The 25,685-nt window shown below is 66.2% G+C and carries 23 protein-coding genes; 11 read left to right on the top strand and 12 right to left on the bottom strand.

The genetic code is table 11. The features are described from left to right. Positions 1-42 precede the first annotated feature (42 nt). The gene (gene thrS, locus ACQR1X_RS16820) at positions 43-2,115 is read right to left on the bottom strand and encodes a threonine--tRNA ligase (RefSeq protein ID WP_434899237.1); all 2,073 of its coding nucleotides are present in this window, start codon (positions 2,113-2,115) and stop codon (positions 43-45) included. A 198-nt stretch (positions 2,116-2,313) separates the two neighbouring features. On the opposite strand from thrS, the gene ACQR1X_RS16825 reads away from it, so the two are divergent. From ACQR1X_RS16825 to ACQR1X_RS16835, 3 genes are all read left to right on the top strand, one after another. Beyond that, entirely contained in the window at positions 2,314-3,804 is a 1,491-nt protein-coding gene (locus tag ACQR1X_RS16825; RefSeq protein WP_434899238.1) for a hypothetical protein, read from the top strand. 45 nt (positions 3,805-3,849) lie between these two features. Then, the gene (locus tag ACQR1X_RS16830) at positions 3,850-5,037 is read left to right on the top strand and encodes an MFS transporter (protein ID WP_434899239.1); all 1,188 of its coding nucleotides are present in this window, start codon (positions 3,850-3,852) and stop codon (positions 5,035-5,037) included. A 137-nt stretch (positions 5,038-5,174) separates the two neighbouring features. Next, positions 5,175-5,534: a hypothetical protein gene (locus ACQR1X_RS16835; protein ID WP_315801052.1), complete on the top strand. Its 360-nt coding sequence runs from the start codon at positions 5,175-5,177 to the stop codon at positions 5,532-5,534. A 21-nt stretch (positions 5,535-5,555) separates the two neighbouring features. On the opposite strand, the gene ACQR1X_RS16840 is transcribed toward ACQR1X_RS16835, so the two are convergent. Beyond that, positions 5,556-6,767: an alpha/beta hydrolase gene (locus tag ACQR1X_RS16840; protein ID WP_315801051.1), complete on the bottom strand. Its 1,212-nt coding sequence runs from the start codon at positions 6,765-6,767 to the stop codon at positions 5,556-5,558. Positions 6,768-7,107: 340 nt separating this feature from the next. On the opposite strand from ACQR1X_RS16840, the gene ACQR1X_RS16845 reads away from it, so the two are divergent. Both ACQR1X_RS16845 and ACQR1X_RS16850 read left to right on the top strand, forming a co-directional pair. Then, on the top strand, positions 7,108-8,481 hold the full coding sequence (locus tag ACQR1X_RS16845; protein ID WP_434899240.1) for an APC family permease: 1,374 nt from the start codon (positions 7,108-7,110) through the stop codon (positions 8,479-8,481). Between the two features lies 1 nt (position 8,482). Beyond that, positions 8,483-9,721, top strand: coding sequence for a hypothetical protein (locus ACQR1X_RS16850; RefSeq protein WP_434899241.1), 1,239 nt, complete (start codon positions 8,483-8,485; stop codon positions 9,719-9,721). 9 nt (positions 9,722-9,730) lie between these two features. On the opposite strand, the gene ACQR1X_RS16855 is transcribed toward ACQR1X_RS16850, so the two are convergent. Then, positions 9,731-9,943: a hypothetical protein gene (locus ACQR1X_RS16855; protein WP_315801048.1), complete on the bottom strand. Its 213-nt coding sequence runs from the start codon at positions 9,941-9,943 to the stop codon at positions 9,731-9,733. Between the two features lie 163 nt (positions 9,944-10,106). Further along, positions 10,107-10,457 carry a membrane protein insertion efficiency factor YidD gene (gene yidD / locus ACQR1X_RS16860; RefSeq protein ID WP_315801047.1) on the bottom strand — a complete coding sequence of 117 codons (351 nt, stop codon included), beginning with the start codon at positions 10,455-10,457 and terminating at the stop codon, positions 10,107-10,109. A gap of 262 nt (positions 10,458-10,719) precedes the next feature. On the opposite strand from yidD, the gene ACQR1X_RS16865 reads away from it, so the two are divergent. After that, a complete protein-coding gene (locus ACQR1X_RS16865; RefSeq protein WP_315801046.1) occupies positions 10,720-11,613 on the top strand; it encodes a hypothetical protein in 894 nt (297 codons plus the stop codon). 134 nt (positions 11,614-11,747) lie between these two features. Here ACQR1X_RS16865 and ACQR1X_RS16870 read toward each other — a convergent pair whose 3' ends face one another. Further along, positions 11,748-12,209, bottom strand: a complete 462-nt coding sequence (locus ACQR1X_RS16870) for an iron-sulfur cluster assembly scaffold protein (RefSeq protein WP_434899242.1) — start codon at positions 12,207-12,209, stop codon at positions 11,748-11,750. A 227-nt stretch (positions 12,210-12,436) separates the two neighbouring features. Between ACQR1X_RS16870 and folE the strand changes: the two genes are divergently transcribed. From folE to ACQR1X_RS16890, 4 genes are all read left to right on the top strand, one after another. Beyond that, complete coding sequence (gene folE, locus ACQR1X_RS16875) at positions 12,437-13,144, top strand: GTP cyclohydrolase I FolE (protein ID WP_315801044.1); 708 nt, start codon at positions 12,437-12,439, stop codon at positions 13,142-13,144. A gap of 27 nt (positions 13,145-13,171) precedes the next feature. Continuing rightward, entirely contained in the window at positions 13,172-13,597 is a 426-nt protein-coding gene (hisI, locus tag ACQR1X_RS16880; protein ID WP_315801043.1) for a phosphoribosyl-AMP cyclohydrolase, read from the top strand. Between the two features lie 149 nt (positions 13,598-13,746). Continuing rightward, positions 13,747-14,772, top strand: a complete 1,026-nt coding sequence (locus tag ACQR1X_RS16885) for a lytic transglycosylase domain-containing protein (protein WP_315801042.1) — start codon at positions 13,747-13,749, stop codon at positions 14,770-14,772. Between the two features lie 289 nt (positions 14,773-15,061). Then, positions 15,062-16,237 carry a DUF2336 domain-containing protein gene (locus tag ACQR1X_RS16890; protein WP_315801041.1) on the top strand — a complete coding sequence of 392 codons (1,176 nt, stop codon included), beginning with the start codon at positions 15,062-15,064 and terminating at the stop codon, positions 16,235-16,237. Positions 16,238-16,407: 170 nt separating this feature from the next. On the opposite strand, the gene ACQR1X_RS16895 is transcribed toward ACQR1X_RS16890, so the two are convergent. The 5 genes from ACQR1X_RS16895 to ACQR1X_RS16915 all read right to left on the bottom strand — a co-directional run bounded on the left by ACQR1X_RS16895 (position 16,408) and on the right by ACQR1X_RS16915 (position 21,576). Next, positions 16,408-16,992, bottom strand: a complete 585-nt coding sequence (locus ACQR1X_RS16895; protein WP_315801040.1) for an Hpt domain-containing protein — start codon at positions 16,990-16,992, stop codon at positions 16,408-16,410. Between the two features lie 124 nt (positions 16,993-17,116). Continuing rightward, on the bottom strand, positions 17,117-17,662 hold the full coding sequence (locus ACQR1X_RS16900; RefSeq protein ID WP_172107934.1) for a response regulator: 546 nt from the start codon (positions 17,660-17,662) through the stop codon (positions 17,117-17,119). A 123-nt stretch (positions 17,663-17,785) separates the two neighbouring features. After that, entirely contained in the window at positions 17,786-18,565 is a 780-nt protein-coding gene (locus ACQR1X_RS16905; protein ID WP_315714654.1) for an NAD kinase, read from the bottom strand. 161 nt (positions 18,566-18,726) lie between these two features. Beyond that, positions 18,727-20,874 carry a CHASE2 domain-containing protein gene (locus ACQR1X_RS16910; protein WP_434899243.1) on the bottom strand — a complete coding sequence of 716 codons (2,148 nt, stop codon included), beginning with the start codon at positions 20,872-20,874 and terminating at the stop codon, positions 18,727-18,729. An 18-nt stretch (positions 20,875-20,892) separates the two neighbouring features. Continuing rightward, the gene (locus ACQR1X_RS16915) at positions 20,893-21,576 is read right to left on the bottom strand and encodes a hypothetical protein (protein ID WP_315801038.1); all 684 of its coding nucleotides are present in this window, start codon (positions 21,574-21,576) and stop codon (positions 20,893-20,895) included. Positions 21,577-21,814: 238 nt separating this feature from the next. Here ACQR1X_RS16915 and ACQR1X_RS16920 point away from each other — a divergent pair, with 238 nt between their 5' ends. Then, positions 21,815-23,386: a S10 family peptidase gene (locus ACQR1X_RS16920; protein ID WP_434899244.1), complete on the top strand. Its 1,572-nt coding sequence runs from the start codon at positions 21,815-21,817 to the stop codon at positions 23,384-23,386. Positions 23,387-23,493: 107 nt separating this feature from the next. On the opposite strand, the gene ACQR1X_RS16925 is transcribed toward ACQR1X_RS16920, so the two are convergent. Next, positions 23,494-24,882, bottom strand: a complete 1,389-nt coding sequence (locus ACQR1X_RS16925; protein ID WP_434838373.1) for a serine hydrolase domain-containing protein — start codon at positions 24,880-24,882, stop codon at positions 23,494-23,496. Positions 24,883-25,028: 146 nt separating this feature from the next. Then, entirely contained in the window at positions 25,029-25,574 is a 546-nt protein-coding gene (locus ACQR1X_RS16930) for a tetratricopeptide repeat protein (protein ID WP_315801035.1), read from the bottom strand. Between the last annotated feature and the right edge of the window lie 111 nt (positions 25,575-25,685).

Raw genomic sequence — 25,685 nt, forward strand, 5'->3', positions numbered from 1 at the left:
TCCCGCATGTCGCTGCGCTCATGCGGGCTACGAGCTGCGTCGTCAGGCTGCCTCGCGCTGACGGCGGCGCACGTCGGGCGGTGTGGCCTCGTCGACCAGCGCGGCGATGGCCTCCGCCGTCGGCATCACGGTCTGGCCGTCGCGGCCGAGCCGGCGGACCGAGACCGAATGCGTCTCGGCCTCCTTCTTGCCGACGACGAGCAAAGCCGGGATCTTCTGCAGCGAATGCTCGCGGACCTTGTAGTTGATCTTCTCGTTGCGCAGATCGATCTCGGCCCGCAGTCCCGCCCGCCGCAGCGCCGCCAGCACCTGCTTGGCGTATTCGTCGCCCTCCGAGGTGATGGTGGTGACGACGACCTGGGTCGGCGCCAGCCACAGCGGGAAGCTGCCGGCGTAGTGCTCGATCAGGATGCCGATGTAGCGCTCCATCGAGCCGCAGATCGCGCGGTGTACCATCACCGGCGCCTTCTTGGCGCCGTCGGCGTCGATGTAGAACGCGCCGAACCGCTCCGGCAGGTTGAAGTCGACCTGCGTGGTGCCGCACTGCCAGTCGCGGCCGATGGCGTCGCGCAGCACGTATTCGAACTTCGGCCCGTAGAACGCGCCTTCGCCCGGATTGATCTCGGTCTTGATGTGGTTGCTCTGCGCCTTGATCTCATTCAGCACGGTCGCCATCACGCGCTCGGCGTGATCCCACATCTCGTCGGTCCCGACGCGCTTGTCCGGCCGGGTCGACAGCTTCACCGTCAGCTCGCCCTCGAAGCCGAAATCCGAGTAGGTCGACAGGATGAGGTCGTTGATCTTCAGGCACTCCTCGGCGAGCTGATCTTCCGTGCAGAAGATGTGCGCGTCGTCCTGGGTGAAGCCGCGCACGCGCATCAGGCCGTGCATGGCGCCGGAAGCCTCGTAGCGATGCACGACGCCGAACTCCGCGAGCCGCAACGGCAGGTCGCGGTAGCTCTTCAGGCCATGCTTGAAGATCTGCACGTGACCCGGGCAGTTCATCGGCTTCAGCGCGAACCAGCGCTTGTCCTCGGCCTCGTCGCCGGCGGACTGCGCCGCGAACATGTTCTCGCGATACCAGTTCCAGTGGCCCGAGGTCTCCCACAGCGACTTGTCGAGGATCTGCGGCGCGTTCACCTCGTCATACTCGCCAGCGAGGCGCCGGCGCATGTAGGCGATCAGCGCCTGGAAGATGCTCCAGCCTTTCGGATGCCAGAACACGACGCCCGGGCCTTCCTCCTGGAAGTGGAACAGGTCGAGCTCGCGGCCGAGCTTGCGGTGGTCGCGCTTCTCGGCCTCCTCGATCTGCTTCAGATAGGCGTCGAGCTGCTCCTGCTTGGCGAAGGCGGTGCCGTAGATGCGGGTCAGCATGGGATTGTTGGAATCGCCGCGCCAATAGGCGCCCGCCACCTTCATCAGCTTGAAGGCGTTGCCGATCTTCCCGGTCGAGGTCATGTGCGGGCCGCGGCACAGGTCGAACCAGTCGCCCTGGTAGTAGATCTTGATCGGCTCGCTGCCGGGAATGGCATCGACCAGCTCGACCTTGAACGCCTCGCCCTTGTCGCGGAACACCTGCTTGGTCTTTTCGCGGTCCCACACCTCCTTGGTGAAGGGTTTGTCGCGGCCGATGATCTCGCGCATCTTCTTCTCGATCGCGGCGAAGTCCTCGGGGGTGAACGGCTCGTTGCGGAAGAAATCGTAATAGAAGCCGTTCTCGATCACGGGGCCGATCGTGACCTGGGTGCCGGGCCACAGCGCCTGCACGGCCTCGGCGAGCACGTGCGCGCAGTCGTGCCGGATCAATTCGAGCGCGCGCGGATCGTCGCGGTCGACGAGCTCGAGCTTGGCGTCCTCGTTGATCGGATCGTTGAGGTCGACGACGTCGCCGTTCAGCGCCATCGCGACGGTGCGCTTGGCGAGCGAGGGCGAGATGCCCTTGGCGATGTCGAAGCCGGTGGTGCCTCTGGGATATTCGCGGCGGGCGCCGTCGGGGAAGCTGATGGTGATCTTCTCGACCGGGGCGGCGGGCTTCAGGTTGCTGAGGCTGTATTGGAAGCCGGGCTTGGACTGGTCGGCGGCGGATTTCGCGTCGGGCGATTTGGAATCAGGCATGGGTCTCTCCTTGAGCTCACTCCTGCGAACGAGCGCAGGTAAGCGGGAGCAAGGGGTATAGCAGGGGATTCGGAGGCTGCAACCCGGGGAGGGAGGGGAAAACCGGCCAATTGCGGCCGACGGGGCGATGCGGTGATTGCCGCCGCGGGCCGGTATGATACAACTTCAAGTGTTCGGGGCGTGGGGACGCGTTTGGCGATGGAGTCTGCAGGGGAGGCGCCGCTCTCTCTTTTTCGGCGGGGTGGCGCGCATGTCGGGGCCGCGCTGATCATGTGCGTGCTGTCGAGCCTGTCGCCGCTCGCGGCCGCTCCGACGATGACGAGGCCGGCGGCCCAGCCAAAGCCCGCGGCACAGGCGAGGCCGGCCACCCCGGCCACCCCGGCCACCCCGGTCAGGCCCGCCACGGAGTCCAAGCCGGCTGTGCGCCGGGCGTCGCCGCCGCGGATCGCAGACGGCTCCACGCCGATCGCATTCGCGCTCGTCAAGGGCTCCTCGGATGTCTGCGGACATGGCTGTGACAGCTGGATCGCCGCCGAAGGCAAGATCGACGGCAGCGCCGCCGCGCGGTTTCGCAAGTTCATGAAGCAGATCGGGGAGCGCCGATTGCCGATCTACTTCAATTCGCCAGGCGGCAATCTGCAGCAGGCGCTCGCCATCGGCGACATGCTGCGCGAGCGCAAGGCCGCCGTGCGGGTGGGACGCACCACCTTGCGCGAGTGCGGCTTCGAGCCTCAGGAGGGCGACGCTTGCACCAAGCTGAAGCTGTCCGGGCGCGAACTGCACGGCGAGGTCTGGACCCGAGGGGCGATCTGTAATTCGGCCTGTCCCTACCTGCTGCTCGGCGCGCCCACGCGCGAGATCGCAGCGGATGCGACGCTCGCGGTGCATTCGCCGCGCGTCATCCTGAACTTCACCGGCGGCGTCCCGACCCGCGAGATGCGGGCGCAGGCAATGCAGCAGGCGATGGCGCGGGCCGACAAGATGGTGCTCGACTACATCACCAGGCTCGGCGCGGATCCCGCTCTGCTCACGGTGGCGCGGTCTGTCCCGTTCGAGAGCATGCGCATCCTGACGCGGGAGGAGATTGCGCGCTTCGCGCTCGACCGGCGGCAGCGGGTCGAAAGCCCCTGGATGTTCGAGACCGCCAGCCGTGGGATTGCCTACAAGACCATTCTCGCACGCAAGGAGGGTGAGAGCACGTTCCAGACCACGCGCTTGCAGATGGTCTGCTTCGATCAGGACCGCTTCGAGCTCGACGTCGAGCGCATCGCGCCGGCCGGCCCGCCGCCGGCTCCGCTGGCGATGACGAGCGGAGATCTGCGGCTCAATTTCCTCTCGCCGCCGCGGCGGTCCGGCGATCGCGAGACTTGGGGCGTGTTCCTGAATGCAAGCCAGGTGAAAACACTGTCCTTGATGCCGTCTGCCGAGCTGAGCGATTCCCTGTTGAATGTTGCGCGTCGCAATGTCTCGACATTTCCGGTGAGCAGCGAAGGCCTGCAATCTGCTCTGAAGATGCTGACCGAGAGCTGCCCGCCGTCCAAGGCTATCGTCCGTCCGACGGGCACGCCGGTTCCCTGGAGGCAGATTCCCTCGCCGCAGGCCTCGGCGGCGCAGCCTGCCCCCCGCGCGCTGACGAGAATAGCGGCCAGGACAAGGGAGGAGGACGAGAGAAAGTCATGGACGGCATGAGACATTTTCATGCAAATGCATGAAATTCTCTGCTATTGAGGCGCGATGACATCCGCTTCCGCTTCCGGGCGCCTTGCGCCGACCTCGCTCATGCTCGGCAATCTCGTCACTGGCTGCTCGGTGCTGGCGCCCGCTGGCCTGCTGCCGGAGCTCGCCTCGGATCTCGCCGTCGGAATTCAGACGGCGGGGCTGCTGATCACCTTCGGCGCGGTAGTGCTCTGCATCTGCTCGCCCTTGACCGCCTGGCTGACGAGCCGCTTCGACCGCCGCCGTCTGCTGGCGGCGACACTCCTGGTGCTCACGCTCGGCAATCTCGCCTCGGCGTTTGCACCGGACTATGCGAGCCTGCTGGCGCTGCGCCTGGTGATGCTCGCGGTCGGCGCTCTCTATACACCGCAGGCCGCCGGGACCGCGGCGCTGATCAGCCCGGTCGAGAAGCGCGGCAGCACCATCGCCTACGTCTTCCTGGGCTGGTCGCTGGCGGCCGCCGTGGGGCTGCCCATGATCACCTTCATCGGCAGTCATTCCGGTTGGCGGGCCGCCTATCTCGCGGTCGCTGCGGCCGGTGCTGTCAGCTTCGTGCTGCTGACATGGCGCCTGCCATCCGGCCTGAAGGGCGCGCCAGTCGCGTTGAAGACCTGGACCGAGCTCGGCCGCAACCGCCTGGTGGTGCTGCTGCTCCTGGTCACGACCCTGCAGATGTCGGGACAGTTCGTGATCTTCACCTTCATGGGACCGCTGCTGAAGCGCCTGACCGGCGCCGACTCCAACCAGATCGGGCTGGTGTTCGCGATCTACGGCGCCTGCGGCTTTCTCGGCGTCGTCATCGCAACCCGGATCGTCGATGGCTGGGGGGCCTATCGGACGTCGCTGTTGTTCACCTGCCTGATGTTCGCCGGCGTATCGGCCTGGACGCTGGCGGCCGGCACCTACGTCCTGATGGCGATGGCGGTCGCGATCTGGGGGTTGGGATTTGCGTCCACCAATTCGATGCAGCAGGTTCGGCTGGTGGCAGCCGCGCCGCCGCTCGCCTCGGCCTCGGTGTCGCTCAACACGTCCGTGCTCTATATCGGCCAGGCCATCGGCTCCGCGATCGGCGGCAGCCTGTTTGCACGCGACCTGCTCGGCGCCACCGGCTACATCGCCCTGATGTTCCTGACCCTGGCATTGCTGGCGATCCTGGCCAGCCGCCAGCGCGCGCAGATCGCGGTTCCGGCCCGAGCAGCGGGTTGACGCTTGGCAAGACCGGTCCGACCGGATTAAAGGCCGATGTCGTTGGGGGCTGCCGGGGGCGTGGATTCTGCCTCGGCCGGCGAGTAGCATCGGCGGACGTCCTCGCGTGCCCACGGGTCGGACAAGAGAGATATGGCATGAAGAAGATGATGTTGAGCCTGGCCGCAGTGCTGCTGTGCACCCCTGCGCTGGCCCAGAGCGCGCCGATGGTCGGTGACCGCCCGCTGGTGCAGGTCAAGCCGAAGGGAACGAAGACCGCCGCCGCCGCGCCGGCCAAGCCGCAATCGGCAGCCGTCAAGCTCCAGGCCTGCCTGGACATCGACGACGGAACCAAGGAGCGGCTGAACTGCTATGACGCCGTCATTCCTCCGGCAGCCAAGCCGAAAGCGATGAAGGCCAAGACCGTCGCCGACTGCAAGTTCACCAAGGAAGAGGACGAGCGGCTCGCCTGCTTCAACGGCTTCGTCGAGAACATGCCGAAGCTGCCGAAGTCCTGAAGCGCGGCGTCGGCCGCCCGCTCAGCGGCTCGACACACGGTTCGAACTATCCTGGGCTCCGGCCGCAATCCGGATCGGCGGCTGGGCGGCCGCCATCTTCATCAGCACGTCCTTGATCGGTTGGCGGGTCCAGGCCTGCGTGACGTAGTCGCGATGGGTGATGCCCTCGTCGGTCTCGACGAAGACGACGCTGCCCGGCCGCAGCGGCCGGTCCATGCCCTCGGAGACCTCGATGCCGCGATTGCGCAGCATGGTCATCAGCTCCTGATCATGCCGCGCGGTATAGCGGGTGTAGGAGCTGATGAAGAAGCCGGAGCGGTTGCGCTCGATCCAGTTGGCGAATTTGTCGAGCTGGCCATAGACCGCATCGAGCAGCACCACGCCGCGCACGCGGTCGCTGATGCCGCCGACCTCGAGGCTCCAGGCCGTAGGGAGAAAGCCGCCGCTGTAGCCGACGATCACGATGGGCATGCCGGCGAAGGTCTTCGCGCTCGCGGGATCGCCGGTCAGGCGGGCGAGGCTGGCCGCAGCCTCGTCCATGAAGCGCTTGAAGCCGCCGGGCTGCCAAAACTTGCCGGCGCTCGAATCGGCGGCGTCGACGGCCATCTGCGGCGCGAGCAGCACCGCGTTGACGCCGGCCGCCGTGATCTGCTGCGGCACCAACTGGCGGTCGCGCACGTCGCGCTCCAGCGTGGCGCCGTTGCCGTGGAAGAACACGACGATCACGCCCGGCTTGCGCACATCGAACTGTTCGGGAACGTGCACCAGCACGCGGCTGTCGTTGTAGGTCTGGTCCTGCCAGTAGACGCGGCCGGAGAAGCTGCGGTGGCCGCGTCGCTCACCGTTGCTGACGTTCAGGAACGGCGCGTCGGAGGCTGGGTTGTTGCCGAAATAGGGAAAGGCCGACGACTTCATGCTGACGAGGGTCGTCAGATCCTCACGCTGCCGCCGTTCCGGCCGTTGCGGCTCCAGCGATGCGATCTGAGAGGGCGCGGGCTTCGAAGCGAAGTCGGAGGGCGTGTGAAGCCGGAAGCTCTCCTGCGCGGACGGGAAGCGGTCGCTGAATTCAGGTACCGGAAAACGGTCGTCGAAGGTCAGCCCCTGGGCCGTCGATGCGTTGGCGGCCAACGCCTCGGGATTCGGCGCCTTGCCGCAATGCGTGACGGAAAGACAGATTGCCAGCGCCGATGCCGCGCGCCACCACAGGCGCAAGCCCTGGCGCACAGACCTCATGACGTTCTGGTGTTCCCCGATCATCCGTCCCCAAAGACGCGTTCGAGCCCCAACGCGGCTCTTCAACCAGCGGATTTCGTTCAACCTGCGCCGCCGAAATTGAGGTCGCGTTAAGGATCGTGTCCGGTCAACCCCGGGCGCACCGGGACACACCACGCGAACGTGTCGCGATTGTGGGTCGTTTGGCCGCCCGATGCAATGCCGCAGCCTGGCCCGGCCGAAATCGGTTCAAAAATACCCTTGAGGAAGGTCATATTTAACGCCCGTTAACGATGTTTGAATGCTTCGGCGGGAACCTGGGCTGAGGCAGAGGAAGGGGCGCACGGCGTCCCTCGACGAAATGGCTGCATCCGAGGCGGACGATCCCAGCCTGGGCCGGGCGGACGGCGACCGGGTTCCATCCGTGTCCTTGCCGGTCGCGACCGCCATCGTCATCGCCGACATGATCGGGGTCGGCGTCTTCACCAGCCTCGGCTTCCAGGTCCGCGACATCCCATCCGGCTTCTCCATCCTGGCGCTGTGGGCGGTGGGCGGACTGGTGTCGATCTGCGGGGCGCTGGCCTACGCCGAACTCGGCACGATGTTTCCTCGCTCCAGCGGCGAGTACAATTTGCTCACGCGGGCGTTCCACCCGGCGATCGGCTTCATGGCCGGGTGGGTCTCGGCGACCGTGGGCTTCGCAGCGCCCGTGGCACTCGCGGCCATGGCGTTCGGAGAATATGGCCGTGCCGTCATCCCGGGCGCTCCGCCGATGCTGCTCGCCACGGGCGCAGTCTGGCTCGTGACGGCAGTGCAACTCGGCGGCATCAGGCAGTCGAGCCGCTTCCAGCTGTTGTCGACCCTGTTGAAGCTCGGGCTCATCACCGCCTTCCTGATCGCCGGCTATACCATTGCCGCCCCGCAACCGGTGACGTTCCTGCCGGCCGCGACCGATCTCGGCCACGTGACGAGCGCTGCGTTCGCGACTGGACTGGTTTTCGTCATGTACGCGTTCTCCGGCTGGAACGCGGCGACCTACATCATCGGCGAGTTGCATGCGCCTGAGCGAACCTTGCCGCGCGCGCTGCTGCTGGGCACCGTGATCGTTCTGGTGCTCTACATTGCGCTCAACGCGGTTTTCCTGCGGGCTGCACCGATGGACGCGCTCGCGGGCCAGCTCCAGGTCGCAAGCATCGCGGGCAGTCATATCTTCGGCGAAGCCGGCGGCCGCTTCGTGTCCGCGATGATCTGCATCGGACTGGTTCCTTCCATCGCCGCGATGATGTGGATCGGCCCGCGCGTGCTGATGACGATGGGCGAGGACATTCCGGCGTTGTCGGTGTTCGCACGGCGCTCGCGCAACGGCGCGCCGGCCTATGCGGTGCTGTTCCAGCTCACCGTGGCCACGCTGATGCTGTTCACTGAGAGCTTCGAGTCGGTGCTCGACCTCGTCCAGTTCTCGCTGTTGTCCTGCTCGTTTCTCGCCGTGGTCGGACTGTTCAAGCTGCGTATCGTGCAGCCAGATCTCCCGCGACCCTATCGCGCCTGGGGCTATCCGGTCACGCCGTTGATCTTCCTCAGCGTGACCTTCTTCATGATGTACTATCTCGTCATGACGCGGCCGTTGCAGGCAGGGCTCGGCGCAGGCGCAATGGCGTCGGGACTGGTGATCTATTGGTTCGCTCACGCGCGGTCGCGCCGTGTCGCCGCAACGCTCGCATCGGGTTCGGATTGAAATGCTGTGGGTCTCGAGAGTCTGGTTCGCCGTCGCATGTCTGATGCTTGCCCCGAGCTTCGAGGCTCGGGCTCAGTCCGTCACGCCGGACGATACGGCGCGGGTGCTGGCGGGGATGGCGCCGGCGGCGGGCTCGCCACTTGCGCCCTTCGTACAGGATCCGGCGTGGCGGCGGCACGCGGCTTTCTTCGACAACGCCTTCAATCAGCTCGAGCAGCGGCAGTTGTCGAAGATCAGGGCCTGGACGGATGCCAATCTGACGGCCCCGCAGCCGGCGATGTTCTATTTCTTCTCGGGGCCGGATTTTCTCTATGCCGACGCCTTTCACCCGAAGGCAACGACCTATGTCCTGGCGGCGCTCGAGCCAACCGGCCCGATCCCGGACCTGTCCAGATTGCCGCGCGGCGGCATTGGCCCGGCACTGTCCTATGTCGAACGCTCGTTGCAGTCGATCCTGAGCTTCTCCTTCTTCATCACCAAGGACATGAAGGTTGACCTGCGCGAAGGCGAGCTCGAAGGGACCTTGCCGATCCTCTACGTGTTCCTGGCACGCACCGGCAAGATGATCCGCGAGGCGAGCCTGATCTGGTTGGACGAGAACGGCGGATTGCACGGCAACTCCGAGCCGCCGGCGCGCAATGCGACAAAGGGCGCGCGTATTCTGTTCGCCGGCGCCGACGGGGTCGTGAAGACGCTCTATTACTTCTCCACCGATCTCTCCGATTCCGGCGTGAAGGCGAGTGGGCTGCTCAAGTTCTGCGAGCCGCTGGGGCCAGGCGACAGCCTGCTGAAGAGCGCGTCCTATCTGTTGCATGAGAACGGCTTCGGACGGGTCCGCAGCTGGCTGCTCAAGAACAGTGCGACCGTCGTCCAGGATGATTCCGGCATCCCGCTCGCGAGCTATGAGGCGCGGGCCTGGCGTTTCCTGCCGTTCGGACGCTACGCCGGGCCGATCGACAAGTTTCCGGACATGTACCAGAGGAGCTATGCGAAGCTGTTCGAGCGTGCGCAGCCGCTGGAGTTCGGGATCGGCTATCGCTGGCGAACGCGGGAATCGAATGTCCTGCTCGCGGTGAGATCGCCTCCTGCCGACGCGACGGTGTCGGCCGAAGCGAGCGCCCCTCCAGAGACGGATTATCAGCCGCCGCCGCGCGCCCGGCGCGTGCCGCGGACGCCGGAGCCCGTTCCTCTCTATCCGCCGCCGCGGCGCGACGATTTCATCTTTTGGCCGAGATGGTAGGGGTGAATCTCACCAGTGCACGCTCTGGCTGGGCACGATGTAGGACGTCGTCGGCGGGGGCAGGGCGGTGCTGTCGGCGAGATAGCGCCAGGCACCGACAATGACGATCAACAAAGCGATGATGCAGAGCAGGTCCACCTGACGGGCATCGTGGTGGTCGGCATGGTCGGGACCGATGCTCTTGCGCGATCGGTTGCTTCTGGGACTGATTGTCCAGCGCATCGTTGTCTCCTCCCGAAGGAAGCGTCACATCAATGCAGGCCGAGGCAGCGCGGTTCCTGCTGGGAGCGCCGGCTCTTGGCGTAAGAATAAGCCTGACTACAGATTTCGCCAGGCCCTTTTGCTGCAGATCAATCGACGGGCGAGGCGTCTGTTGCGCTGCACATCAGTCCGGGCCGTTGACGCCGCGCCATCGCGCGTAGCGCCACGGCAGGTACCAGCGGGCGCGCACAGGAGCCGTCGTTGGGACGTTGTCGATGCCCGAGGTGCCAAAGGGCTGGCAGCGCAGCAGCCGAGCGAGTGTCATCCACCCACCCGCCCAGAGCCCGAAGCGTTCGATGGCTTCATCGGCATAGACCGAGCAGGTCGGCAGATGCCGGCAATTGTAGCCGACCAGTGGCGACAATGTGTGGCGATACAGCCAGATCAGCGCATGAGCAGCGCGCCGCGGGAGTCGGGCCAGCAGCGACCCGATGTGCGCAGAATGGCAGCCGATGTCAGAGCATGAGTGCTTCATGAGCGCGATGCAAGATGGATGGGCGAGCTTCTGACCGGTTCCTCGGCAGGGAACCCGGCTCTCGGTCATTTGTGGTGATGTGATGCAACAATGGCCGGTTTTCAGCGGCGTCGCAGCACGCCGCAGCTGGACGGTAGGTGATTGCCCGGATACGTTTCTCGGCAAGGATGTGACAGACTAATAACGGATTTGAGGCCAAGTTGTCAGGTCTTTCCGCAAGAAAACCGAGGAACTGCGTACCGAGCTTGACGAGGGGGACGGATTGCGCGTGAGATTGCTGCGGTCGCGTGAATTGCGCTGGATGCTACTCGGTGTTGCAGCGCTTGGGATGGTGGTCGGTGGCGCGATCACCATCATGTCAAACACGGCGCGCGCCGGCGGCGCGCTCGAAGAGCGCAAACTCCCGATGCGGTTTGGTTGGGTCGCCTGCGAGCCGAATTGCGGCTGGGTCAGCGCGGTCGGGATCGTCACCGGCGATACGCCGAAGGATTTCGAGGATTTCGCGAGGGATCGCGACCTGACTGGCACCACGCTGGTGCTCGATTCCAGCGGCGGCTCCGTCAATGACGCGATCACCTTGGGCCGCCGGTTCCGCGGCTTGAAGATGCGCACCACCGTCGGCATGACCCAACGCCCGAGCCGCGGGGGTGATCGGCCGCGGGTCATGCCCGAGGCCTATTGCGAGTCGATGTGCGTGTTCCTGCTGCTGGCCGGAACCACGCGTTATGTTCCGGATGCGGCCCATGTCCGCGTCCACCAGATCTGGATGGGAGACCGCGCCGACGACGCCAAGGCGGCGAGCTACACGGCGCAAGACCTGATGATCGTCGAGCGCGACATCGGGCGTCTCGCCAAATACACCTTCGACATGGGTGGAGCGGGCGATCTGCTGTCGCTGGCGCTGAACGTGCCGCCGTGGGAAGACCTGCATGAGCTGTCGCGCGCCGAACTGCGGCTCACCAATGTCGTGACCACGGATCTGATCGCCGAGGTGCTGCCGCCGAAGGGCACGACACCGGTCGCCGAGCTCGCGCCGAAGCCGCAGGCCAAGGACAAGCAGCAGGACCGCTTCCCCGTTGCGCTGGACAAGGCGCAACTGTCGCGTACCGCCGAGGCGTTGCCGCCCGCGACCGTCGCCGCGACGCCACAGCAATAGGCATCGACGTCGCCTGGGTGAGCCGGGCCTCGCGCCAAGAATCGGCGTGTCGAAATACTGCTCCCGCATGTCGCCGCGCTCATGCGGGCTACGGATCGGTCATTCTGCTCGCGCGGGCGGGAAGCGGCGTTGCCTCAGCCCTGGGCGGCGGCCGGCTCCGCGCCGTTGGCCTTCGCCTCGATCTGGCCGATGGCATCGACCACGGCATCGAAGGTCAGCATCGTCGAGGCGTGGCGGGCCTTGTAATCCCGGACGGGCTCGAGCAGGGCGATGTCGGCCCATTTGCCCTCCGGCGGCGCGCCGTTTTCCTTCAGCATCCTCCGGACCGTCTCCCGCAGCTCGCGCAGCTCCGTGGCGCTGGAACCGATAACGTGGCGGGCCATGATCGAGGAGGAGGCCTGGCCGAGGGCGCAGGCTTTCACGTCGTGGGCGAAGTCGGTCACCACGGGCCCATCCATCTTGAGGTCGACCTTGACGGTCGAGCCGCAGAGCTTGGAATGGGCGGTGGCGGTGGCGTCCGGGTGGTCCAGCCGTCCGAGCCGCGGAATGTTGCCGGCCAGCTCGATGATGCGCTTGTTGTAGATGTCGTTCAGCATGTGCCTGACGTCCCGGAATTACCGGCGTGGCGGCCTTGGCGGCCGGGTTTCATCGCCCTATATTGCGGGTATATGGAAACGATTGGCAGGAATTCCAGCCACATCCACAGGCGTCCGGCGCCAGAGGCGCCAAGCCTGCGTGTGGCGCCTCTGCAGGTGACGCCCTCAAGGTGATGCTGTGCCGGTGACACTCCGGTCGGACCGCCGACCGGTCGAACGGAGTTGAGATGGACACTTTGATCAAGACGCTGCGCACCACCAAGCCCGAGGGCAAGCCGTTAGACGCCAAGCTGACCGACCCCCGCGCTGCAGAGCTCGATCCTGCCGATTTTCTTGCTGCTGCCGTGCGGCCGGACCGGCCACGGCCGTCGCGCGCCGAAGCCGAGGCCGCGGTTTACACGCTCCTGAACTATATCGGCGAGGATCCGACCCGCGAAGGGCTGGTCGATACGCCGCGCCGGGTCGTCGAGGCCTATGACGAGCTGTACCAGGGCTATCACCAGTGCCCGGCCGAGGTGCTCGACCGTACCTTTGGCGAGACCGCCGGCTACGACGACTTCGTCCTGATTCGCGACATCGAGTTCACGTCGCAATGCGAGCATCACATGATGCCCTTCTACGGCCGCGCGCATATCGCCTATACGCCGGTCGAGCGTGTCGTCGGCCTGTCCAAGCTGGCGCGCCTGACCGACATCTTCGCCCGCCGCCTGCAGACCCAGGAGCATCTGACCGCCCAGATCGCGGCTGCGATCGACGAGGTGCTGAAGCCGCGCGGCGTCGCTGTCATGATCGAGGCCGAGCACACCTGCATGTCGGTGCGCGGCGTCGCCAAGCACGGCGCCATCACCTTCACCAGCCGCTTCACCGGCATGTTCAGGGACAATCCGGCCGAGCAGGGGCGCTTCCTGTCGATGGTGCGCTCGCCGCAACGGTAAGACCAGCAACATCTTAGCGAGAGTTTCGTGTCCTCATCCTCAGTCGAGCGCGAGGAGGGCTTGGCCTTCCTGCCCAAGTTCGACGCGGCCGGCCTCGTCACGTGCGTGACGACGGACGCCGTGAGCGGCGACGTGCTGATGGTCGCCCACATGAACGAGGAGGCGCTGCGCAAGACGGTGGCAACCGGCGAAGCCTGGTATTTCAGCCGCTCGCGCAATGCGCTGTGGCGCAAGGGTGAGAGCTCGGGCCAGACCCAGCGCGTGGTCGAGATGCGCACCGATTGCGACCAGGACGCGGTCTGGCTGCGCGTCGAGCAGACCGGCGCGGCCTGTCACACCGGCCGCCACTCCTGCTTCTATCGCAAGGTGGAGCGGGCTGAGGGCGAGGGCGCGCGGCTGGTGTTTGTCGAGGCCGACCGGCTGTTCGATCCGGCCGAGGTCTATCGCAAGTAGGCCAGCGACCTTCCTCCGGGTCTGTCCTGTCGTTCATTGGCCCGGCCGGGCCCAGCGAATTAACCCGCCATTAACCATACCCGCCGCATTTTGCCGGACGTTTCCGGCGCGTTCGTCTGCCAGCGAATCTGCAAACAGCGGGTCTTCCCATGTCGGTCGACGCATCCAACTCCTCGTCCACCGGTTTCCTCGATGGCGTCCGGGCGAAGGTCGCCGGCGCGATCAAGCAGGCCGCCGACAGCGTCGGCACCAGCTTCGAATATCTGCTGTCGACCGCCAAGATGGAGTCCGACTTCAATCCGACCGCCGGCGCCTCGACGTCGTCAGCGCGCGGGCTCTACCAGTTCATCGACCAGACCTGGCTGGGCACGGTGAAGGAAGCCGGCGCCGATCTCGGCTACGGCCAATATGCCGACGCGATCACCCGGACATCGTCGGGCGACTATACGGTCAGCGATCCCGCCATGCGGCAGGCGATCATGAAGCTGCGCGACGACCCGCAGGCGTCGTCCGCCATGGCCGCTGCGCTCACGCAATCGAACAGCTTCCAGCTCACCGGCAAGATCGGCCGCCGGCCGACCGATGCCGAGCTCTACATGGCGCATTTCATGGGCGTCGGCGGCGCCGCGAAGCTGATCACCAGCGCCCGGGAGACGCCGAACGCATCGGCTACGCAGATGTTTCCCGGTGCCGCCGCGGCCAACCGGCCGATCTTCTACGATCGCGACGGACAAGCCCGCAGCGTGTCCCAGGTCTATGCAGTCCTGAACACGCGCTATGCCGGCGCCGCCAATTCCTCGGCCACCCGGGGCGCGCTTGCGCTCTACGGTGGGACGAATGTCGCGGCCAATGCGGCCGGCGGCGGCGCGCTACCGACGACCGACACCGCAACCTTCCTGTCGATGTTTCCGGATGCGCGCGGCTCATCCCGGGCCGGCGCCTCGACGACGGCCGACGCATCGGCCGTCAACCGTCCGGCGGATCCGATGTTTCGTTCGCTATTCCAGGTCGACGGCCAGTCGAGCCAGGCGGTCTCGCCAACCGTGCGCGAGTTGTGGGGCCATTCATCGGTTGCCAGTGCGACCCCGCCGGAGGGCGGCAGCAACGATGCCAGCGGCAATGGTCAGCGCAGGCTCGACCTGTTCAGCGATCCGCACGGCACCTTCTCGGGCTGATGCGCCGGCGCAGGCGGTCGCACGCGTCGCTAAACCATTGATCAAAAAGAACTATTTTTGACGTCCCGCCGCGGCTCGCACCGTCGGCGGCGGCCGCATTTCCCCCGTCGGATTACGGCCAAATGAGGCGTTGAGTGGTATCATAGTATAGAAACAACCTGTCGCCTTAACAAAACATCAACAAAACCAGCCACTTATGGTGAACGCTTTGTTAAGCGTCGTGGTTTATTTTCGGTGCTGTTGAGGCCCTCGTGGCCTTTGTCTGCAAGTTGCGTAAGCCGGAAAGACCATGATCGTTCGGCAGTTTCTCAGTTGGGTCAGAACCGCACCCGCCGGTGAGCGGGCAGAGGCCACCAGGGCGCTCGCGCGGGCGTGGTTGTTGTCGGATCTCTGCGACGAGGATCGCGGCGCCGCGGAGGGCGCGCTCCTTATGCTGTTGGACGATCCGTCGCCGCTGGTGCGGCAGGCGATGGCGGAGGTGTTCGCCCGCTCGGAGGAGGCGCCGGCCGCCATCGTCCAGGCGCTCGCCACCGACCAGGCTTCTGTCGCCGCCATCATCCTCGAATATTCGCCGCTGCTGATCGATGCCGACCTCGTCGACATCGTCGCGACTGGTAACTCCGAAACCCAATGCGCGATCGCGCGCCGCGTCGGCCTGCCGGCGCCGGTGTGCGCAGCGATCGCCGAGGTCGGCAGCGCCGCTGCAGCGCTCGAGCTGATCGAGAATGCTTATGCCGAGCTGGCGCCGTTTTCCTGGGACCGCATCGTCGAGCGTCACGGCCATCTCGCCGCCATCCGCGAAGCGATGCTGGTGCTGGACGATCTGCCGGCCGCGACGCGCGCGGCGCTGGTCGACAAGCTCTCAGAGACACTGGCGCAGTTCGTGGTCGCCAGGAACTGGCTCAGCGCCGACAGGGCAGGGCGCATCACCAATGAGGCGCGCGACCGCTCGACCATCACCATCGCGGCGCGCTCGCGCGGCGAGGAGCTGCGCGGGCTGGTCCAGCATCTGCGCGCAACCTCGCAACTCACCGCGGGTCTGATCCTGCGCGCGCTGCTCTCCGGCAATGTCGAATTGTTCGAGATCGCGCTGTCGGAGCTCGCCGACATGCCACGGGCGCGGGTGGCGGCGCTGCTCAACGATCGCGGCCGCGCCAGCCTGCAGGGGCTGCTGCGCAAGGCGGGCATTCCCGACACCACCTTCGACGCCTTCAGCATCGCGCTCGAGGTCTGCCGCGAGAACGGCTTTGCCGACACCTTGAGCGGGGCAGCGATCCTGCGCCGCAAGATGGTGGAGCGCGTGCTCACCCATTGCGCCACCGACCGCGACGCGGCGGCGCCGCTCTTGATCCTGCTGCGCCGCTTCGCCACCGAATCCGCGCGCGACGAGGCCCGTGAGTTCTGCGACGAGGTGATGGCCGAGGATTTCGTCGCCGGGCTGGAGTTCGGACTGATCGCGGCGTGAACCGTGTGCGCTGCCGTAGCGTAGGCAAAGGCGCGTCGCAGATATTGCCACGTTCGAGCGCGCGGGGGCGTCGTGCCCACCGACTTGCTGCAAAGACCGCCGATCCATGATGGGCACGCGACCGCCGCTTTGCGGCGGCGCTTTGCCCATCCTACGTGATCGCCATCCGATTACGGCTGATCGCTCGGCACGAGGCTCGGCGCCAGGATCGCTTCGAGATGCTCCGGCCGGTTGCGGTTGACCTGGATCAGATAGTCGTCCGCCACGCGGCGCAGCCGGCGGCTCAGTTCGCCTGCGACCGTCGCGCTGTCATACTTCGTATGATCATGCACGATCGCCTGGATCGCGTTGACGTGATGCTCGAACAGCTCGGCCGGGACCTTTTCGAGATCCGGCGCGTGCTCGATGATCCGGCAAAGGCTGTCGGCAACCTCGGCGGCGGCGGGATAGCCGAAGGTCGCGGCGTCGCCCTTGATGTCGTGTGCCGCGCGGAACATCTCCTCGCAGGCATCGTCGTCGAAGCCGGTCTTGAGGACTGCTGCATAGGCTTTCGTCAGCCGATCGGCCTCGGTGTCCATCCACGACTTGAACTCGCCGGACAGCCCTTCGAGCGCGGCTTCGGCACGCGCGATCGGATCGTCGAGATCCTTCTCTTCGGCGCGACGCAGCACCTTCTTCAGCGGATTGGGCTGGGTGATGACGTGATGCGAGGCGTAGGTCTTGACTTGGATCGCCGGGGTCTTGTCTTTTGCCATCTCGATATCCCCTGATGATGCCGACCAGCGCACTTCGACGCATCGCCCCGATTCATATCCGAGGAGCTTGGAGCGCTGGGCGCCGATCCCCGGATTGCGTTAACGCCGGCTCACTGCCGCGCCCCTAAACTGCGGAGCGCGCTTTATCCAGAAGTGACGGCTGCTGGAAAATCTCCGCCTCGCCGCCGATCCGGCGCTCGGGCCCGATATAGGCCGTGTTGGTGTTGCGGCGCCGGTCCGGGCCGAAATAGGTCTTTGTCTTGATGAAGGGGCGCGGATTGGCGACCACGTTGAGGATGCGCTGATACAGGCCTTTGGCCGAGATCGGCTTGGCGAGGAATTCCGTCACGCCGGCGTCGCGCGCGACGGTGACCCGGCGCTTCTCCGAATGCCCTGTCAGCATGATGATCGGCGCGTAGGGATTGCCCTTGGCTTCCGGCTGCCGGATCATCTGCGCGAGCTCGAGGCCGTCGAAGATCGGCATTGCCCAGTCGGTGATGACGATATCAGGCGAGAAATGAGTGTACATCTCGAGAGCGGTCGCGCCGTCCTCTGCCTCGTTGACCTCGCGGGCGCCGAACGAATGCAGCAATGTGCGCAGGATGCGGCGCATGTGCGGGTTGTCGTCGCAGACGAGAAAGCGCAGCTTGTTGAAGTCGATGCGATACATTTGGGCCGGCCCGGAGGGATCACCGGTGAAGGTGGTCAACGCGCATTAACCATACGGAGCCGCGGGTTAACAAAGCGTTGCGCGGGGCGGCTGAGGTGCAAAAAGGCGCGGACAACCGAGATGTCAGTAGCCGAACTGCTCGCTCAGGATCCGCTCTTCCAGGCTGTGGCCGGCGTCGAACAGCATCCGCATCGAGATCGTCTTGTCGGAGAGCACCTCGACCCGCTGGACGTTGCGGACCTCGTCATGGTCGGCCACCGCCGCGACCGGCCGCTTGTCGCCTTCGAGCACCTCGATGATCACATAGGCGGTGTTCGGCAGCAGGGCGCCGCGCCAGCGCCGCGGCCGGAACGCGCTGATCGGCGTCAGCGCCAGCAGCGCGGCGTTGATCGGCAGGATCGGGCCCTGCACGGAGAGATTATAGGCGGTGGAGCCCGCGGGCGTCGCGACGAGCACGCCGTCGGCGATCAGCTCCGGCATGCGCTCGCGCTCATCGATCAGGATGCGCAGCCGCGCGGTCTGTGCCGTCTGGCGGAACAGGTAGACCTCGTTGATGGCGTGGTGGATGTGAACGACGCCCGCAGCATCCGTCGCCCGCATCAGCAGCGGATGAATCACCGATTCCTGTGCCGCTTCGAGCCGTCCATGCAGATCGATCGTGCTGAATTCGTTCATCAGGAAGCCGACCGTGCCGCGATGCATGCCGTAGATCGGCTTGCCCGAGCGCATGTGGTCGTGCAGCGTCTGCAGCATCAGGCCGTCGCCGCCGAGCGCGACCACGACGTCCGCCAGGTCCGGATCGGAGTTGCCATAGAGCGCGGAGAGCTGCGTCAGCGCGGCCTGGGCCTCGGCACTCGGACTCGCAACGAAGGCGATCCGCTCATATCGCTTGGACGTGGTCATGCGTCGCAGGGCTCGCTGGTCGGTTGGCCAGTAACAGGCGCCGTGTCGTCTAGCCGACCTTGCCCGTGCTTGTCCATCGCGGCCGGTATCCTGGGGCAATGGGGCCGCGGTGAGGCTGATGTGGCCAGGACATACGCGTACGCGCGGAAGTCATCGGGGCGTCATTTTTCCTGCAGGCTCCGCACGGGATCCCAGGACGAGGAGCCGGTCCCCAGGGTTGCTTTCGCCCGCTCGGCGAAGAAGCGGCTCGGAGGATCGCTCGGTGCGCCCCGCGCGAAGCAGTCGGCCGCTTGCGGCAGCTCGCGGGCGCGCCAATGCGCGAGGCCTGTGGCATAGCCTGTCAGGAGGACCTGTTCCTCCGGCCTGAGCTCGGCTGCGCGGCCATGCAGCTCGTAGATCTTCAGCGACTGCTCGCGACCCTTGACCCGGATGGTGTCGAGCTCGCGCCAGGCGAACTCGGTGCCGGCGAGCCCGACCGTGCTCTCGGAGGCGATGATCGTGGTGCCATAGAACTTGTTGGCGCCCTCGAGCCGCGAGGCGACGTTCACGGCGTCGCTCATCACGGAATAGTTGAAGCGGCGCTGCGAGCCGAAATTGCCGACCAGCGCGGCGCCGCTGTTGATGCCGATGCGCTGTGCCACCTTGATGCCCTGGAACGCCGTCGACGTATTGTTGAGCTCGGCGAGCTTCGCCTTGCAGTCGAGCGCCGCGCGGGCCGCGCTGCGCGCATGATCGGGATCGTCGAGCGGAGCGCCGAACACGGCGACCACGGAGTCGCCGATGTATTTGTCGACATAGCCGTCGTGGCTTTCGATGACGTCGGTCATGGCCGAGAGATATTCGTTGGTGAGGGCCATGAGCTGCTCCGGCGTCATCTGCTCGGCGAGGCGCGAGAAGCCCTCGATGTCGGAGAAGAACACGGTGACCTCGCGGGTCTCGCCGCCGAGTTGCGGCAGCCGGCGCGAAGCGAGCATGCGGTCGATCTCGTGCGGTGCGAGGTAATAGGCAAAGCTCTTCTGCAGCAGCCTGCGGTCCTTGTCGGTGACCATGAAGCGATAGCCGGTGGTCGCTGCCAGCGCGAGCACGCCCGCTGCGAGCGGCTCCGCCAGGGGCAGCGCGTAGGCATGGTCGAAGAGAGCGGTTGCGAGCACGGTGTAGAGCAGGGCGGCCACGGCCAGGATGGCCGCTGCGGAGGCGGGCCGCAGCAGTCGGGCGAGCAGCGCGGCAAGCAGCGCGATGGTTGCGGCGATGGCGTAGATCGCAGGGCGTCCGAGTTCGGTTGCCGCGTCCTGCCGCACCAGATTGTTCACCGCCGTGGCGTGGATGTAGACGCCGGCAATGGTGCTGCGGGCGAACGTCTCGGCGATCCTGCGCTCGTCCAGCACGCAGCGCGGCCGCCGCGCGCCCTCGGCACGGGTTGCAAAGCGCTTCGAGGTGAGCCGCCGATCCTCGATCCCGACGGTGCCGAGCAGGACGACCTTGCCGGCGAACTCGCGGCGGAAATAGTCCTTGTCGCCTTTCAGCGCGCAGGCGCGCAAGTCGGCGAACGAATAGGTCGGAATGTCCTGGGCCCCGCCGGCAAAATTCAGGGTCATGGTGCTCGGCACGCTGCCGGGCACCTTGTACGCACCGAGTGTGACGCCGTCAGCGGCAATGAGCGGCGCGGTGCCGGTTGCGCGCCCCGCCAGTTCCAGCGCCATGCTCGGGACTGCCTTGCCGTCGACCGACAGCGTCAGCGGATGGCGGCGGACGACATCGTCGCTGTCAGTATAGGTGTTGAGCGGACGAAGATTCTGCTGCTGGCGCACCGCGATGCGCTGGCCGGGCGCGGGCAGGATCGGCGGCTCGGCAAAGATCTCGCCCAGCACCACCTTGCCGCCGGCGGCCGCGGCAGCGAGCGCGCGCAGGAAGTCGCGATCGAAGCCGCGCGTCTTCTCGCCGAGGGTGCTGTCGCCGAGCGGAATCTCCGACTGCTCGATCGACGTCTGGAACACGATGTCGAAGCCGACCACCTTGGCGCCGCCATCGAGCACGGCCGTCATCACGCGGCCGATCTCGCCGGTCCATGTCAACAGCGGTGCACCCTTGAAGGGGGGCGCCTGGTAGCTCTCCTCGTCGACCGCGATCACCACCGCCGGACTCGCCGCCGCATCGTGACGGTTGCCGAAGGTCTCGAAGCGCAGCCATGTCAGCGCATCCAGCGACAGGCCACGGCCGCGCTCGAAGACTGGCGACACGAACAGGCCCGCGCACGCCAGCGCGATGGCGATGACGGCAATGGCGTCGCGCGTCCGGCGTCCGACCGCCACCGATAAAAGCCTTCGGTCTCAGTTGAACCGGATCAATCGCCCGACCGCGGGTCCAGGTCCCGCCTTGGCCTGTGCGTCGACCTTGAACACGATCCGCGCGTTGCTGAAGCTCGCAACATAGGTCCCGCCGGGCGTGAGCGGGTGGCTGGTGCCGGCGAAATCGTAGAATCGTCCCTTGTATTGCCGGCCCGAGAGCTCGACCTGCTGGCGCTCGCCGGGCTGGTCGAGGCGCTCGACGACCAGCGTGCCGCGGCCCTTGGCCTCGAAGATGGGCGACGCGCTGTAGATGATCGCCTGGGCCACCGGTGCGCTGTCCGGCCCGACGCTGCGCACGATCGTGGCCGCGACCTCGCTGGTCTCGCGCGAGGTGGCCTGTGCGTGGCTGGCGTCGCAATTGACAATGTCGCTCTTGAGCGTCGCGCCGTCGACCGTGCTTTCGCCGGGGCCGACGGTGACGCTGCCGGCGCCGTTGACCGTCTCGCGCCGGCACGATTTGAGGTAGCTCATCACCACGGCGCCATCCGGGCCAAGCTTGATCACCTGGCCGGGCGCCACATAGTCCATCAGCTCGGCGCCGGCCACATCCCCCTGGACGTCCTCGACCAGCGCCGCCGGCGGGCCGGCCCAGGCCGCCGGCGGTCCAATCACGACCGGTCCGGCGAGCCCGGTGAGGGCTGCGATGATGAGCGTCGGCAACTTCATGATGAACTCCGTGATCGCGATCGGCGGCGCGCCTCTTGTCCCAAACCTGGGTGTCCCGGTGATGGGACGTCGGAAGCGCTGGAGAGGTTCGAGCCCATAACACACCTGAGGGGACCAGGCACGGGTGCTGATGTGACCTGGATCACGGAAGAGTTGCTTGAGCTTGCTCCCAAGCCGCGGTTCATGCGCTTGCAGAAATGGCGAGTTACGCCAATCGCCTGGTCGAGGGAGTGAGCTGATGGCAGGTTTGAGATCGTCCGTCGCGTGGCCGGGACTGATGGCGTTGGCCTTGACGGCAGTGCTCGCCGGGCCGGCCTTGCACGCCGAGGACGCGCCACCGGCGGCGCAGGACGCCGCGGCGCCGGGGTCACATCGCACCGGCTCGGCTGGAAATCGCGCCGCGAGCCCGCCCGGCTCAGCATCGACCGCCGAGCAGCACAAGCTGCCGCCGGACTCCACCACGACGCAAAAGCTCGAACTGCCCGGCCGCACGCTGTCGTTCACGGCGACTGCCGGTTCGATCCGCCTGTTCGACGACAAGAGCGAGCCGCAGGCCGACATCGCCTACACCTCCTATCAGCTCGATGGCGCCGATCGCGCCAGCCGCCCGGTGACCTTCTTCTTCAACGGCGGCCCTGGCGCCTCATCCGCCTATCTGCAGCTCGGCAATGCCGGTCCGTGGCGGATCGGTATCGATGCGGCCAGCGTGACGCCCTCGTCGAAGCCGGAGCTGATGCCGAATGCAGACACCTGGCTCGACTTTACCGATCTCGTGTTCATCGATCCCGTCGGGACCGGCTACAGCCGTTTCGTCGCGACCGGCGACGAGGTGCGCAAACGGTTCTTCTCGGTCGATGGCGACGTGCGTTCGCTGTCGCTCGTGGTGCGTCGCTGGCTGGAGAAGCACGACCGTCTCGCATCGCCCAAGTTCATCACGGCTGAGAGCTATGGCGGCATTCGCGGTCCGAAGATCGTCAACAACCTGCAGCATGACCAGGGCATCGGCATCAGCGGCCTGATCCTGCTGTCGCCGCTGATGGATTTTCGCGACTATTCCGGCTCGAGCCTGATGCAATATGTCGCGAGCCTGCCGAGCTATGCCGCCGTCGCCAAGCAGTTGAAGGGGCCGGTGACCCGCGCCGATCTTGCCGACGTCGAGCGTTACGCCAGCGGCGAGTTCCTGCTCGACCTCGTCAAGGGCGAGGCCGATGTGGAAGCAACCAATCGGCTCGCCGACAAGGTCGCGAGCCTGACCGGCATCGACCAGGCGGTCAGCCGCAGGCTGGCCGGGCGCTTCGACGTCTCGGAGTTTCGCCGCGAGTTCGACCGCAAGAACGGCCGCATCACCGGCCGCTATGACGGCTCGGTGCTCGGCATCGATCCCTATCCGGATTCGAGTCGGTCGCGCAGCTCCGATCCATCGGGTGACGTACTCACTGCGCCGCTGACCAGTGCGGCGGTCGAGCTGACGACGCGCAAGCTGAACTGGCGCCCCGAGGGCTCCTATGAGCTGCTGAGCGGAGCCGTGAACCGGTCATGGGATTTCGGCCGCGGCACCAGCCCGCCGGAGTCCACCGCCGAGCTCCGGCAGATCCTCGCGCTCGATCCCAATCTCAAGCTGCTGGTCGGCCACGGCCTGTTCGATCTCGCCACGCCGTATTACGGCTCGAAGATCCTGCTCGACCAGCTGCCCGCCTTCGCGCGGCCGCCGCGAGTCAAGCTCGTGGTCTATCCCGGCGGGCACATGTTCTATTCCCGCGACGACGCGCGCAAAGCCTTCCGCGGCGAGGCCGAGGCGCTGATGAAGTAGGCTAAGCAAGTAGCCCGGATGAGCGCAGCAATATCCGGGTTCACACGAGCTGGGTGCGAGAACCCGCGTATCGCTGCGCTCACCCGGGCTACGCACCATGTTTGCGCCTACGCGTCCTTCTTCCGGCGCCCTTTCGGATATTTCCGCTCCATCTCGGCCTTCACCACGCGTTCGGGCCGCACCCGTGCGCCCGCGAGCCAGATCTCGCTGACGCCGGACTTGGTGCGGACTCGCCTGACCGCCTCGCCATGGCTGGCATAGCCGGCCGCGTGCACGATGCGCCCGGTATCGCGTCCGGTCACCTCGATGCGGGCGGCATCGAGGAACGGGTTGATGAACACCGGATTGGCGACCATGACCCTCTCGCCGAACGGGACGAGATCGACGGCGCCCCACAGCGTCCACCAGCGGCCGGTCCAATCGCGCGTCCTGCGCGACGGTGCGCCATGGGTGGCGAAGGCCTGCAGGATGAACTTGACGCCATTGGCCCAGCCGGGCGCCCAGCCGTCGACGGCATTGGTCAGCACGGTGATCGTGATGTCGCGCGCGGGAATGACCGAGGTGCGTGAGATGTAGCCCTGAAAGCCGCCGCCATGGCCGAACCAGTCGAAGCCGGCGGTCGTCCCGCTCATGAGCGCCAGGCCGTAATAGGCCTCTTCGACGTCCTGGGGCACGCGCCATTGCCGCCGGATCATCTCGCGCCGGCTCGCGACCGACAGCAGGCTCTTCTTCGCGTTCGGGGCGAGCTGGGCGAAGAAGCGGGCGGTGTCGGCTGCCGTCGCGACCACACCGGCGGCGGCCATGATCGCGTTGGTCGGATTGTCGCCGGGAATCACGACACGGCGGCCCACGGGGACGGTGCGCGAATGGCCGCGCGCGAACGGGATGCCCTTGCCAAGCAGCGTCATGTCCGGCGCGCTTTCACGCAAGGCCAGCGGCGTCATGATCTCGCGCTGCAGCCAGGTCGGGTAGGGCTCGCCGGTGATCGCCTCGATGACCAGGCCGAGCAGGCCGTAGCCGTGGTTGGAATATTTGAAGCGGCTGTTGGGATCGATCGCCGGCGGCAGCTTCAGCTCGGCCAGCAGCTCATCCTTGTCGAGATAGGAGCGGCCGTCGGTGAACTGGCCGGAATCCTTGCCGTCGCGGATCAGGCCCGCCGTGTGCGACAGCAGCTGGTTCAGCGTGGCCGCGGCGACGTCCGGATGCAGATCCTTGACGTATTGTCCGACGGTGTCGTCGAGCTTCAACCGCTTCTGCTCGCGCAGGCGCATGAGGGCTGCGGCGGTGAACGCCTTGGTGTGCGAGGCGATGCGGAAGCGGTGCCGCGGCGTCAGCTTCTCGCCGCTGTCGAGATTGGCGTGGCCGTAGGCCGCCTCCAGGACGATCTCACCGCGATGGGCGATCGCAAGGATGCAGCCGGGCTGCTCGGAGACCGCGACCTGAAAGGCCAGCCAATCCTTGATGTAATCGAGTGCTGCGCCAAGCCAGGGCTCCACGAGGCAATCTCCTGTCCAAAAGACGTGATGAAAATGAACTGCGAGACATCCTATCCATAGCGGACGAGGGACATGGGACAAACGAAAATGGCGCAACCCTTTCGGGTTGCGCCACTGTCGAGATCAGAGCTGCTCCGATCGCGCCGTCAGTAGACGAGGCCGGTGCCCGGCTGTTTCTCCAGCGCGTCGGCCAGCGAACGATATTCGGGGCTGTTGGTGCCGGCGAGCTGTGCGACCTTGTCGAGGTGGTACTTGGCCTGCTCGCGGTTGCCCTGTTCGAGCTGCCACAGGCCGTAATACTGCCAGGTGCGCACGTGGTTCGGATCATCCGCCAGGGCCTGCTCGTAGTACTGCTTGGAGGCCTGGTAGTTGCCGAGCTTGCGGTAGGAGTAGCCGATCAGGTTGGCGACGTCGGCGACGTCCTCGCGGTTCAGCGCCTTGAGCTGCTGGATCGCGGTGGTGTAGTCGCCGCGATCATAGATCGAGGTGTAGGCCGTGCGATAGGCCGCCAGGAACTTCGGATCTTCGATGCTCGAGCTCTTGTCCTTCTTCTTCTTGCCCGAATCCGACGCCGGCGGCGCAGACGGGGTATCGCTGCCCGCGGCATAGGCCTTCGACAGAAGCAGCGGCCCGGAGGCCACGGCCATCGAGAACAGAGCCAGCGTGGCAATCCTGATCGCAGACTTTTTCATTCGTATCTCCCGAGTTGTCGATCCAACAGGTGACTGCGTACGGAGAAGAACTCCCGCAGCTGCGAAATATTCCCGGCCATTTGCGCGGATTTTGCGCCGCGATCGGTGCAT

Source organism: Bradyrhizobium sp. HKCCYLRH3073, assembly GCF_051167995.1.
GTDB lineage: Bacteria > Pseudomonadota > Alphaproteobacteria > Rhizobiales > Xanthobacteraceae > Bradyrhizobium.

Excerpts from the sequence above, each read along its gene's own strand:
- thrS (WP_434899237.1), bottom strand. The coding sequence starts at position 2,115 with ATGCCTGATTCCAAATCGCCCGACGCGAAATCCGCCGCCGACCAGTCC.
- ACQR1X_RS16825 (WP_434899238.1), top strand. The coding sequence starts at position 2,314 with ATGGAGTCTGCAGGGGAGGCGCCGCTCTCTCTTTTTCGGCGGGGTGGC.
- ACQR1X_RS16830 (WP_434899239.1), top strand. The coding sequence starts at position 3,850 with ATGACATCCGCTTCCGCTTCCGGGCGCCTTGCGCCGACCTCGCTCATG.
- ACQR1X_RS16835 (WP_315801052.1), top strand. The coding sequence starts at position 5,175 with ATGAAGAAGATGATGTTGAGCCTGGCCGCAGTGCTGCTGTGCACCCCT.
- ACQR1X_RS16840 (WP_315801051.1), bottom strand. The coding sequence starts at position 6,767 with ATGAGGTCTGTGCGCCAGGGCTTGCGCCTGTGGTGGCGCGCGGCATCG.
- ACQR1X_RS16845 (WP_434899240.1), top strand. The coding sequence starts at position 7,108 with ATGGCTGCATCCGAGGCGGACGATCCCAGCCTGGGCCGGGCGGACGGC.
- ACQR1X_RS16850 (WP_434899241.1), top strand. The coding sequence starts at position 8,483 with ATGCTGTGGGTCTCGAGAGTCTGGTTCGCCGTCGCATGTCTGATGCTT.
- ACQR1X_RS16855 (WP_315801048.1), bottom strand. The coding sequence starts at position 9,943 with ATGCGCTGGACAATCAGTCCCAGAAGCAACCGATCGCGCAAGAGCATC.
- yidD (WP_315801047.1), bottom strand. The coding sequence starts at position 10,457 with ATGAAGCACTCATGCTCTGACATCGGCTGCCATTCTGCGCACATCGGG.
- ACQR1X_RS16870 (WP_434899242.1), bottom strand. The coding sequence starts at position 12,209 with ATGCTGAACGACATCTACAACAAGCGCATCATCGAGCTGGCCGGCAAC.
- folE (WP_315801044.1), top strand. The coding sequence starts at position 12,437 with ATGGACACTTTGATCAAGACGCTGCGCACCACCAAGCCCGAGGGCAAG.
- ACQR1X_RS16885 (WP_315801042.1), top strand. The coding sequence starts at position 13,747 with ATGTCGGTCGACGCATCCAACTCCTCGTCCACCGGTTTCCTCGATGGC.
- ACQR1X_RS16890 (WP_315801041.1), top strand. The coding sequence starts at position 15,062 with ATGATCGTTCGGCAGTTTCTCAGTTGGGTCAGAACCGCACCCGCCGGT.
- ACQR1X_RS16895 (WP_315801040.1), bottom strand. The coding sequence starts at position 16,992 with ATGGCAAAAGACAAGACCCCGGCGATCCAAGTCAAGACCTACGCCTCG.
- ACQR1X_RS16900 (WP_172107934.1), bottom strand. The coding sequence starts at position 17,662 with ATGTATCGCATCGACTTCAACAAGCTGCGCTTTCTCGTCTGCGACGAC.
- ACQR1X_RS16905 (WP_315714654.1), bottom strand. The coding sequence starts at position 18,565 with ATGACCACGTCCAAGCGATATGAGCGGATCGCCTTCGTTGCGAGTCCG.
- ACQR1X_RS16915 (WP_315801038.1), bottom strand. The coding sequence starts at position 21,576 with ATGAAGTTGCCGACGCTCATCATCGCAGCCCTCACCGGGCTCGCCGGA.
- ACQR1X_RS16920 (WP_434899244.1), top strand. The coding sequence starts at position 21,815 with ATGGCAGGTTTGAGATCGTCCGTCGCGTGGCCGGGACTGATGGCGTTG.
- ACQR1X_RS16930 (WP_315801035.1), bottom strand. The coding sequence starts at position 25,574 with ATGAAAAAGTCTGCGATCAGGATTGCCACGCTGGCTCTGTTCTCGATG.